The sequence below is a fragment of the Oligella ureolytica DSM 18253 genome (genome assembly GCF_000373745.1).
GTDB classification, from domain to species: Bacteria; Pseudomonadota; Gammaproteobacteria; order Burkholderiales; family Burkholderiaceae_B; genus Oligella; species Oligella ureolytica.
Map to the genome: position 1 here is coordinate 1 of NZ_KB892332.1, position 10006 is coordinate 10006.

At 44.4% G+C, this 10006-nt stretch carries 12 protein-coding genes and 1 pseudogene; all 13 read left to right on the plus strand.

What is annotated here, in order from left to right; genetic code table 11:
- Window positions 1-200 (plus strand): annotated as a pseudogene (locus B092_RS14250) (transposase); the annotation flags it as partial.
- Between the two features lie 271 nt (window positions 201-471).
- Window positions 472-963 carry a low molecular weight protein-tyrosine-phosphatase gene (locus tag B092_RS0110860; RefSeq protein ID WP_018575265.1) on the plus strand — a complete coding sequence of 164 codons (492 nt, stop codon included), beginning with the start codon at window positions 472-474 and terminating at the stop codon, window positions 961-963.
- Between the two features lie 284 nt (window positions 964-1247).
- On the plus strand, window positions 1248-1760 hold the full coding sequence (locus B092_RS14255) for an Rrf2 family transcriptional regulator (protein WP_018575266.1): 513 nt from the start codon (window positions 1248-1250) through the stop codon (window positions 1758-1760).
- 14 nt (window positions 1761-1774) lie between these two features.
- Window positions 1775-2989, plus strand: a complete 1215-nt coding sequence (locus B092_RS0110870) for an IscS subfamily cysteine desulfurase (protein WP_018575267.1) — start codon at window positions 1775-1777, stop codon at window positions 2987-2989.
- Window positions 2990-3028: 39 nt separating this feature from the next.
- Window positions 3029-3409, plus strand: a complete 381-nt coding sequence (gene iscU / locus B092_RS0110875) for a Fe-S cluster assembly scaffold IscU (RefSeq protein WP_018575268.1) — start codon at window positions 3029-3031, stop codon at window positions 3407-3409.
- Between the two features lie 109 nt (window positions 3410-3518).
- Entirely contained in the window at window positions 3519-3842 is a 324-nt protein-coding gene (iscA, locus tag B092_RS0110880) for an iron-sulfur cluster assembly protein IscA (protein WP_018575269.1), read from the plus strand.
- A gap of 31 nt (window positions 3843-3873) precedes the next feature.
- The gene (hscB, locus tag B092_RS0110885; protein WP_018575270.1) at window positions 3874-4377 is read left to right on the plus strand and encodes a Fe-S protein assembly co-chaperone HscB; all 504 of its coding nucleotides are present in this window, start codon (window positions 3874-3876) and stop codon (window positions 4375-4377) included.
- Window positions 4378-4412: 35 nt separating this feature from the next.
- Window positions 4413-6272, plus strand: a complete 1860-nt coding sequence (gene hscA, locus B092_RS0110890) for a Fe-S protein assembly chaperone HscA (RefSeq protein WP_018575271.1) — start codon at window positions 4413-4415, stop codon at window positions 6270-6272.
- Between the two features lie 18 nt (window positions 6273-6290).
- The gene (gene fdx / locus B092_RS0110895) at window positions 6291-6632 is read left to right on the plus strand and encodes an ISC system 2Fe-2S type ferredoxin (protein WP_018575272.1); all 342 of its coding nucleotides are present in this window, start codon (window positions 6291-6293) and stop codon (window positions 6630-6632) included.
- Window positions 6633-6666: 34 nt separating this feature from the next.
- Window positions 6667-7542, plus strand: a complete 876-nt coding sequence (locus B092_RS0110900) for a peptidoglycan DD-metalloendopeptidase family protein (protein WP_018575273.1) — start codon at window positions 6667-6669, stop codon at window positions 7540-7542.
- Between the two features lie 73 nt (window positions 7543-7615).
- Window positions 7616-9493 carry a sensor histidine kinase gene (locus B092_RS0110905; RefSeq protein WP_018575274.1) on the plus strand — a complete coding sequence of 626 codons (1878 nt, stop codon included), beginning with the start codon at window positions 7616-7618 and terminating at the stop codon, window positions 9491-9493.
- 63 nt (window positions 9494-9556) lie between these two features.
- On the plus strand, window positions 9557-9721 hold the full coding sequence (locus tag B092_RS15210) for a response regulator transcription factor (RefSeq protein WP_018575275.1): 165 nt from the start codon (window positions 9557-9559) through the stop codon (window positions 9719-9721).
- 68 nt (window positions 9722-9789) lie between these two features.
- Window positions 9790-10006 (plus strand): transposase (locus B092_RS0110915; RefSeq protein WP_018573577.1); only part of this gene is annotated, 217 nt, incomplete at its 3' end.

A 10006-nucleotide genomic window follows, 5' to 3' on the forward strand; every position in this document is an offset into this window, starting at 1 on the left:
CCAAAGTTGCTATATCAAAACTGGTTAATAGCCTAAAGGGTATATCCAGTCTTCTTATCCGACAAAAGAACTACCCCAACATTAAAAAGAAACTGTGGAAAGGGGCTTTATGATCGCCAAGTTATTTTGCTGGAAGCTGTGGCGGCGCGCCGATTGAAATCATTCGACAGTATATCGAGCAACAGCAAACGCCACCATAGATTCAAAGGACGGCGTTGCCGTCCGCGCTATTCACCCTCGCCCTAAACGACGAGGCTTTCCGCGCATTTGGGTAAATAATTAATTAATTGTTAAGTTAGGGCTGTTTTGTAAGCAAAAGATAACTAAGTTTGCGTTTTTAATAGCATTTTAGCGAAAAGGTTGAAAAAATAGCCCTTTAAATTTGTCATGAAATGGCTTATAATATCTTCCTTTAGTTTTGTCAAATCAAGTCATAATTTTTTTACAATTTTTTAAAGATATTGAGTAAATATGGGAACAAAAGTGCTTTTTGTAAGTATGGGAGGTCTTTGTCGTGCACCGGGAGCAGCCGGTGTTTTACGCCATATGTTACAGGAAGCGGATTTGTCTGATACTATCTCTGCGGATTCAGCGGCAACTCATAATTACCATTTAGGTGATGCGCCCGATGGTCGGGTGCAGTTTGTTTGTCGCAGGCGTGGTTATGACCTAAGTGATATGCAAGTTAGGCAAATCACTTTAGAGGATTTTCGTGATTACGATGTCATTTTAGCCATGGATTGGGAAAATCTTTCCTACATGCAGCAAATATGTCCGCGTCCTTTGCATCACAAGTTGATGTTGCTTATGCGTTTTGCCAATGACTACGAGGAAGCGACAGTACCTGATCCGTTTTATGGTGGTCTGGATAGCTTCAACAAAATGCTCGACTATCTTGAGGATGCCTGCCAGGGTGTTTTTGAGGTTGTTAGTCGTCGAACTAAGTCTTATCAAGTGGCTTAGTTGCTTCATCCATGCATATACCGAGCGACTCGCTGTCCATTCGGTATATGCTCACATGGCTCGGCTTTGGGCCGTCACTCCGCTTTTTTGTATTTACACCACATAAACTATCAATTAGTTTTATCTATCGTCTTAATAGTCTAGTAATTTAGTATAGTACTTGTTATACTTGAGTAAATTACTCAGGTATTGATGTTTTCTTAGCTTTCGTATTGCGATTTAGAACAGGATTTTTTTATTCGTATACTTGAGTAAATTAGTGGGATTTAGTTTAGGAGCAATATATGCGCTTAACAACAAAAGGTCGTTTCGCCGTTACCGCCATGATTGACTTAGGTTTACGCTATCACAGCGGGCCGGTGACATTGGCGACCATTAGTGAGCGGCAAAATATCTCTTTATCCTACCTAGAGCAGTTATTTGGTAGATTGCGTCGTCACGAATTAGTCGAAAGTGTACGTGGGCCTGGCGGTGGTTATTTATTAGCCCGCTATGCGAGAGATATTAGTGTTGCAGATATTATTTTTGCGGTTGATGAGCCGGTCGATACGACTGCCTGTGGTAGCAAAAAAGTATGCGATACAGGCAAAGACGGAGCGACGTCGGGTCATTGTATGACGCACGAGCTTTGGACCGATCTAAATCGTCATGTGGTGGATTTTTTAGATGCAGTATCCCTACAGGATTTAGTGGACAAGCAGCGTATGCGCCAGTTAAATAATCAAAACAAATCGATGGGTCACTCAGAAGTAGTGATGCGCGATCAGACAAGTGGCATCATGTCGAGTGCCGTTTGATACAGGAGTTATTAATGTCAGTAAAATTACCTATCTATTTTGACTACTCTGCGACTACGCCGGTTGACCCGCGCGTTGCAGATGCGATGGTACCTTGGTTATACGAAAAGTTCGGTAACCCGGCGTCACGCAGTCACTCGTTTGGCTGGGAAGCAGAGGAAGCAGTCGAGACAGCACGTCAGCAAGTTGCAGATCTTATCGGTGCTGACTCACGTGAGATTATTTGGACATCAGGTGCGACCGAGTCTGATAACCTCGCGATCAAGGGTGTTGCCGAGTTTTATCAGTCTCGTGGTAAGCATCTAATTACAGTCAAGACAGAGCACAAAGCAGTGCTAGATCCGATGCGTGAATTGGAGCGAGAAGGCTTTGAGGTGACCTATCTGGATGTTCAGAGCAATGGCTTAATTGACCTTGAAGAGTTAAAAGCTGCCATGCGTCCGGATACGATTTTAGTGTCGGTTATGTGGGTTAATAACGAGATCGGTGTGATTCAAGACATTGAGGCCATCGGTGAGCTTTGCCGCGCCAACAAAACGGTATTCCACGTTGATGCCGCACAAGCTGCCGGTAAGGTTGAAATCGACCTACAAAAGGTCAAAGTGGATTTATTATCGTTATCCGGTCATAAAGCCTACGGCCCTAAGGGTATTGGTGCTTTATACGTACGCCGTAAGCCACGTATTCGCCTAGAGGCTCAGATGCACGGTGGTGGTCACGAACGTGGTTTCCGCTCTGGTACCTTAGCGACTCACCAGATTGTCGGTATGGGTGAAGCGTTCCGCATTCTCAAAGAGGAAATGGCGGTTGAAAATGAGCGTATCCGTGCCTTACGTGACCGTTTATACCAAGGTCTGTTAGATATCGAAGAGGTTTATGTTAATGGCGATATGGAAAATCGTATCGGCGCTAACTTAAACATCAGCTTTAACTATGTTGAGGGTGAGTCTCTCATGATGGCGATTAGTGATTTGGCAGTATCGAGTGGTTCTGCCTGTACGTCTGCCAGTTTAGAGCCTTCCTATGTATTACGTGCATTAGGCCGTGATGATGAGTTAGCTCACAGCTCAATTCGTTTTACGCTTGGCCGCTTTAACACCGAAGAGGAAGTAGATTATGCGATTAGCGTAATTAAAGGCCAGGTAACCAAGTTGCGCGAGATGTCGCCACTTTGGGATATGCACAAAGAAGGTATTGATCTTAGTACGATTGAGTGGACAGCTCACTAATCAATACCATACACATTATTTAATTTAAGGAGCAAGGTCATGGCATATAGTGATAAAGTTTTAGACCATTATGAAAATCCTCGTAACGTTGGTTCTTTCGACAAGGAAGAAGCAGGTGTTGGTACAGGTATGGTAGGCGCACCAGCGTGTGGTGACGTGATGAGATTACAGATTAAAGTGAGTGATACCGGCGTCATCGAAGATGCTCGTTTCAAGACCTACGGCTGTGGTTCAGCAATTGCGTCCAGTTCATTGATTACCGAGTGGGTCAAGGGTAAGACATTGGACCAAGCGATGGAAATTAAAAATGCGGCGATTGCAGAGGAACTAGCACTACCTCCTGTTAAAATTCACTGCTCAATCTTAGCTGAAGATGCGATTAAAGCAGCAGTCAAGGATTACAAAGAAAAGAACAGCTAATCTAAAAAGCGATTAAGTTCAAAGGCTCCGATAGTGCTTAACAGCGCTATCGGGTAGACTTCTTTTTAGAAGCTGAGTTATTTTGAAGTTTAAACGAGTGAGTTAATTTATGGCAATCACATTAACAGATAAAGCGGCTCAGCATATTCAGAAGTATCTGGATAAGCGTGGTAATGGTTTAGGTTTGCGCTTAGGCGTACAAACGACAGGCTGTTCCGGTATGGCATACAAGCTAGAATACGTCGATGTGCCTGAAGATGATGATCAAGTCTATGAGAGCCACAATATCAAGATTTTTGTGGATCCGAAGAGCTTAGTCTATATTGACGGTACCGAACTGGATTTTGTACGTGAAGGCCTCAATGAGGGCTTCAAATTTACCAATCCTAATGAAAAGGCCAGCTGTGGCTGCGGTGAATCGTTTACAGTATAGGCACATTATCTAAGCTATTTAGGGATATAGCGTGAATCAAGATTATTTTGAATTGTTTGAGTTGCCTGCCCGGTTCGCGATTGATATCAGCGAACTGGAGCAGACGTGGCGCTCTAAATCGTCACAGGTGCATCCCGATCGCTTTGCTACTGCGTCTGATACAGAAAAGCGTGTGGCTATGCAGTGGGCCAGTCTTATCAATGAGGCTTATCAAGTCTTAAAAAATCCTATTAAGCGAGCGACTTATCTTTGTGAGCAGCAAGGGATGGATGTTGCAGCCGAAAGCAACACCTCAATGCCCCCGGCGTTTTTATTCAAACAAATGGAGTGGCGCGAGGACTTAGATGCCGCGGCAGGCAATCAAGAGGCGTTAGAGCAATTAATGCAGCAGGTTCAAGGCGAAGCAGATGTATTAAATCAGGAAATGGGTGATTTAATTGATCAGCAAAAGGATTGGTCAGGTGCTGTTGAGAAGCTGCGCCAATGGATGTTTATCGATAAGTTTCGTCGTGAGATTAAAGAGCAATTAGATTAGCTCAAGCAAGAAATTTAAAAAGAAAATTATTATTTATGGCACTTTTACAGATATCTGAACCGGGCGCGTCCCCTATGCCTCATCAGCGGCGCTTGGCGGTAGGCATCGATCTGGGTACGACAAATTCGTTGGTTGCAGCGGTTCGTAGTGGGGTTGCAGAGATTTTAACTGACGAAAAGGGCAGAAAAAGCATGCCTTCTGCTGTCCGTTATTTAAAAAATAACGAGGTGCAGATTGGTCATGCCGTCATGCAAAACAAAAGTTCTGATACGGCAAATACCTTTTTCTCTATTAAACGTCTAATGGGACGAGGCTATGCGGAAGCGAAAGGGATGAATCTACCCTATAAACTGTCCGAAAGTGAAGGCTCTGTGCGTTTTAATACATTGCATGGGGAGCTCAGTCCCGTTGAGGTGTCAGCACAAATTTTAGCGAAGTTACGTCAGCAAGCAGAAGACTCATTAGGTGACGACCTGGTGGGGGCCGTGATTACTGTACCGGCTTATTTTGATGATGCACAGCGTCAGGCGACTCGCGATGCCGCGCGATTGGCCGGTTTAGACGTGTTGCGTTTACTCAATGAGCCAACAGCTGCTGCTGTTGCCTATGGTTTAGACCGTGGTAATGAGGGCTTATACGCTATCTATGACTTAGGCGGTGGTACCTTTGATATTTCAATTTTGAATTTAAGCAAGGGTGTCTTTGAGGTGTTGTCGACGGGTGGTGATACACAATTAGGTGGCGATGACTTCGATGATTTAATTGTCGCTGATATTTTAAAACACCACAACACAGATGATCTGACGCACGCGGATTGGCGCTTACTAAAAACTCATGCGCGTAAGATGCGGGAGCGTTTGACCACTCAGACTAAAGCGTTTTTTAAACTCAGTTTATCCAATGGTCTTAATCTCGATTTAAATTATCCGCGTTCGCATTTTGAGAATATCGCGCGTAAATTGGTCGAAAAAAGTCTTGATACGGTTAAGCAAGCCTTGCGTGATGCCGATATGAAGGCTTCTGATGTCCAAGGGGTAGTCATGGTTGGTGGCGCAACTCGTATGCCGATTATCCGCGGGATGGTTGGCGATCTCTTTGGCAAGAAGCCTTTAGTAGATATCGACCCCGACCAGGTGGTTGCCATTGGTGCTGCGTTACAGGCAAATAAACTCGCCGGTAATCCATCGCCCGGTGAGGATTGGTTATTACTTGACGTAACACCTTTATCCCTAGGTCTCGAAACCATGGGCGGATTAGTTGAAAAGGTTATCCCACGTAATAGTACAATTCCGGTGGCACGTGCTCAGGAGTTTACTACGTATAAAGACGGTCAGACAGCGATGGGTATTCACGTGGTACAGGGTGAGCGTGAGTTAGTTGATGAGTGTCGTTCGCTTGCTCGTTTTGAATTGCGTGGTATTCCACCCATGGTGGCCGGCGCTGCACGTATTCGTGTCACGTTCCAAGTAGATGCCGATGGTTTGTTAAATGTCTCGGCACGCGAAAAAACTTCGGGCGTTGAGGCCCATATTACGGTTAAGCCTTCTTACGGTTTATCAGATGACGAAGTCACTCGTATGTTAAGTGAGGGCATGCAATCCGCCGAAGAGGACGCTAAGCAGCGTTCGCTACGTGAGCAACAAGTCAACGGTGGCCGTTTAATTGAATCAATCGTCTCAGCTCTTAATGAAGATAGCGATTTATTAGATACTGAGGAAGAGGCCAAAATCCGCGAGGAAGTAGAGCGTCTGCGTCTCCTGGTCCAAGGTGAGGATGCCGATGAGATTCGTGTTCAAATTCAGCGTCTCAGTCATGTGACTGATGGTTTTGCGGCAAAGCGTATGGATCGTAGTATTCGTCGTGCGCTTTCCGGTAAAAAGGTTGAAGAGTTATAGTTTAGGAGTATCAAAAAGATGCGTAAAATAACCGTATTACCCCATGAGGAACTTTGTCCTGAAGGTAAAGTGATAGAAAATGTCCCCTCTGATGTCAGTCTTTGTCAGATTCTTTTAGACAATGGCATTGAGATGGAGCACGCCTGTGAAATGGTTTGTGCTTGTACAACTTGTCATGTTATTGTCAAAGAGGGATATGATTCCCTAGAAGATGCGACAGATGACGAAGAGGATATGTTAGACAAGGCGTGGGGCCTTACGCTTGAATCACGCTTGTCTTGTCAAACCTTTGTTCAGGATGAGGATTTGGTGATTGAGATTCCAAAATACACCATTAACCTCGCCAAGGAAAATCATTAATTTGACGTGATAGCGGTTTTGGAGGCTCAGGCTGGTGAAAGCATTTAAGAAAGGTGTTACTACGGTTATTTCTGCCGGTTTAATTTCTTTAGTTTTTAGTGCGGCAGCTTGGGCTCAATTAGCCCAATCCTATATTGAAAGGCAATTACACCGTCCGGTTCCGGGCGGTGTTGCCGTTCTTCCCTTAGAAGATCGTGGTGTGGTGCCTACAGCCACGTTTAACGGTTCTTCTGTCTTAATTGTTCCCAATGCAGAGTTTGGCGGTTACTTAGCGATAGTGGGCATTGGTCAAAAAAACAATCCCGGACGTCACACCATGACTGTTAATTATGGTGCTGCAAGCGAATCTGTCGGCTTTGACGTTGAGTCGAAAAAGTATCAGAAACAGCATATTAAACTAAGTTCTAATAAGCACGTGACGCCATCACAAAGCGATTTAGATCGTTATAGTCGCGAAGCTGCTGAGCAAACAGCAGCCTATAAAACGTTTCGCGCAGCTATCCCAAGTAATGTCATTTTAGACCGTCCAGTAGATGGTGGTCGTTATTCCGCTGCCTTTGGCGTGCGTCGATTCTTTAATGGTCAAGAGCGTAATTCACACTCGGGTTTAGATATTGCAGTGCCTCAAGGCACGCCGGTTAAAGCATCTGCCAATGGTGTGGTAACCATTGTCGGTGATTATTTCTTTAATGGTAAAACGGTGTTTGTCGATCATGGTCAAGGTCTGATATCCATGTACTGCCATTTGTCAGAGATTGATGTGGTCAAAGGGCAAGTGGTCTCCCGTGGTGAGATGATCGGTAAAGTCGGTAGTACCGGTCGCTCAACCGGTCCGCATTTACACTGGACCGTCAGTCTTAATAATCAGCGGGTTGACCCGGCGATCTTTATCGGCACCTTTAAGCCTTAAGCTCTGTTGAGTTAAATACGCTTTTTATATGATAAAAGACCTCTTTTTGGGGGTGCTTCAGAGGTGGTTTTCGGTGGAAGGTTTTGGGTTATTGTTACGCAAGCATCTTGTTTTTGTATTACTTGTTGTTTTAGCTAAGTTTTGGCTGAGCGCCGTCGCGATCGCCAGTACGGCATACGCTCAAAGCGAGCGTGATAGCACCATAAAGACCGTCTTTAGCTCTGAGGCAGAAAAAAGCAATATGCCGCTGATCCGCATTGCTGCGCAAAATTATTTGGGAGGTGAGCACACACTAGAAGAGTGGCAACCCACGGTGCAATGGTTAAGCGAGAGCTTACCTCAGTATGAGTTTAAATTAATCCCCGCAGAGCATGATGAAATCATCGACATGGTACGTAATCAAGCCGTGGACTATGTGCTTATAAACCCTGGACTCTATTCTTCATTGCACTATGACTATGGCATCAATAATATGCTGTCACAAGTCTACGCTAGCGACACATTATCTCCTTATAGCGTGGGTTCGGTACTGATTAAGCGACGCGGTAATCAAGATATTCAACACTTTGAAGACTTGCCGGGACGCAGTATGGCCATTGTCAATACAGAGGCTTTTGGTGGTTATCAAGTGATGCTGCGAGAGCTCAGGGCCCGTGATATCTATCCTGAAAAGCAAATGGAGTTACTAACAGTCGGCTTTCCGATGAGCCATGTGATCGAGGCAGTGGCTAGCGGCCAAGCAGATACAGGCGTATTGCGAGCGTGTGTGTTAGAAAGTCTACCTAATTGGCAGACGCGTTTTGAAGTGATCGAGGCCGAAGATAATATCAATTTTCCTTGTGTAGTCACCACACGCCTTTATCCTGGTTGGGTTTTAGCCGGGGTTAAAAATGATCAACTAAGACAAACCCGCGATATCATCCAAAGTTTATTGTTATTACCGCCGTATGATAGTGGTAATGGAGCAACGTATTGGTCGGTTTTGGCCAATACGCAGGATCTAGATGACTTATTTAAAGAGTTGGAACTGGGCGTTTATAGTGCGAACGATACATTGTTAGCCGATTATTTTAAACGCTATTGGTGGTTTTTGGCAGCGGTTTTGTTTTTAATCGCTTGTGGTGGACTGTATACTGCACGTGTGCGTTATTTGGTCAGTAAAAGAACCGAAGACTTGGAATTGGCCTTAAAGTATCAAAAGGCCTTACAAGACCGTATCAACGAGGTACAAGAACAAGCCAATCATCAGACTAAATTGGTTATTTTAGGTGAAATGTCTGGCACCTTAGCACATGAGCTTAATCAACCCTTGGCGACCATTGGTAATTATTCTCGCAGTCTTTTGCGTCGCTTAGATAAACAGCGTTTAAGTGAGGAAGATTTACGTTTGGCGACAAAAGAAATTATTGAACAGACTGAACGAAGCTCCAATATCATCCAAGGGGTGCGGGCATTTGCACGAAAACGTCCAATGCGACTTGAAAAAGTTCTGATTAGTGAGGTCTGTGACGAAGCGGTGCAATTATTTAGCGGAATGTTGTCATTACCACCCCAAGTGCTGAGTTTTGATACCTTAGAAAATAACAAAACGCTGATAGTGGATCCGGTGCAGATTCAACAAGCTTTAATTAATTTGTTGAAAAATGGCTATGATGCGATGATTGAAGCGGCGGTTGAGGTGCAAATCATTCATTTGACTTTATGGCAGTCTGAGCAACAAGTGCATATTACTGTACAAGATAATGGTCCTGGTCTGACGGCAGAAGCCTATGATAATCTTTTTGATACCTTCTACACGAGTAAAGCAGAAGGCTTGGGTTTAGGTTTATCAGTGTGTCGAACTATTGCAGAAGTCCATGGTGGTAAGCTGGAGGTTGATTTGTTACCTAAAGGCAGCGCCATCAACATCTTAACTGGTGCTGTCTTTACCTTGAGTTTGCCGGACCAGTAATTAGCAAGGTATCCTTAAGTCATCAATCTTATTCAATACACGCTGCATTATTTAAGGACATTCATGGAAGTCGCTAATAATAATCTAATTTTTGTCATTGATGATGACGATGCTTTCCGTCGTTCATTGGTGTTTTTATTAGAAGACTTAGAGTGGCGAGTCGAAGCCTTTGCTTCAGCCGCAGATTTTTTAAAAGCCTATCCGCAACCCGTTCTGGAGGCAGGCTGAGACCTTTGCAATAACCCCTCAAACTTCCTAAAATATAGCTTGTTTTCTTGCATTCTTACTTTAGTCCTATGAGTAGTTTCTTTCAACAAACCGCCAAAGCCCGTATTGCCAAACACCTTGATCGTTTTCCGTTACTTAAGTTAGATCAAGTGATTGATTGGCGACCGATTGAATGCTACCTCAATTCACAAAAGCAGCGTCGATTGACGACTCAACAAGGTCGTCCGAGTTATCCCGTGCTCGCCATGTTTAAGGCAGTCCTATTGGGTCAATGGCATAGCCTCT

Bases quoted from the DNA above. Each gene is read 5' to 3' on its own strand.
- fdx (WP_018575272.1), top strand. From the start codon at position 6,291: ATGCGTAAAATAACCGTATTACCCCATGAGGAACTTTGTCCTGAAGGT.
- B092_RS0110860 (WP_018575265.1), top strand. From the start codon at position 472: ATGGGAACAAAAGTGCTTTTTGTAAGTATGGGAGGTCTTTGTCGTGCA.
- B092_RS0110870 (WP_018575267.1), top strand. From the start codon at position 1,775: ATGTCAGTAAAATTACCTATCTATTTTGACTACTCTGCGACTACGCCG.
- iscA (WP_018575269.1), top strand. From the start codon at position 3,519: ATGGCAATCACATTAACAGATAAAGCGGCTCAGCATATTCAGAAGTAT.
- iscU (WP_018575268.1), top strand. From the start codon at position 3,029: ATGGCATATAGTGATAAAGTTTTAGACCATTATGAAAATCCTCGTAAC.
- B092_RS14255 (WP_018575266.1), top strand. From the start codon at position 1,248: ATGCGCTTAACAACAAAAGGTCGTTTCGCCGTTACCGCCATGATTGAC.
- hscA (WP_018575271.1), top strand. From the start codon at position 4,413: ATGGCACTTTTACAGATATCTGAACCGGGCGCGTCCCCTATGCCTCAT.
- B092_RS15210 (WP_018575275.1), top strand. From the start codon at position 9,557: ATGGAAGTCGCTAATAATAATCTAATTTTTGTCATTGATGATGACGAT.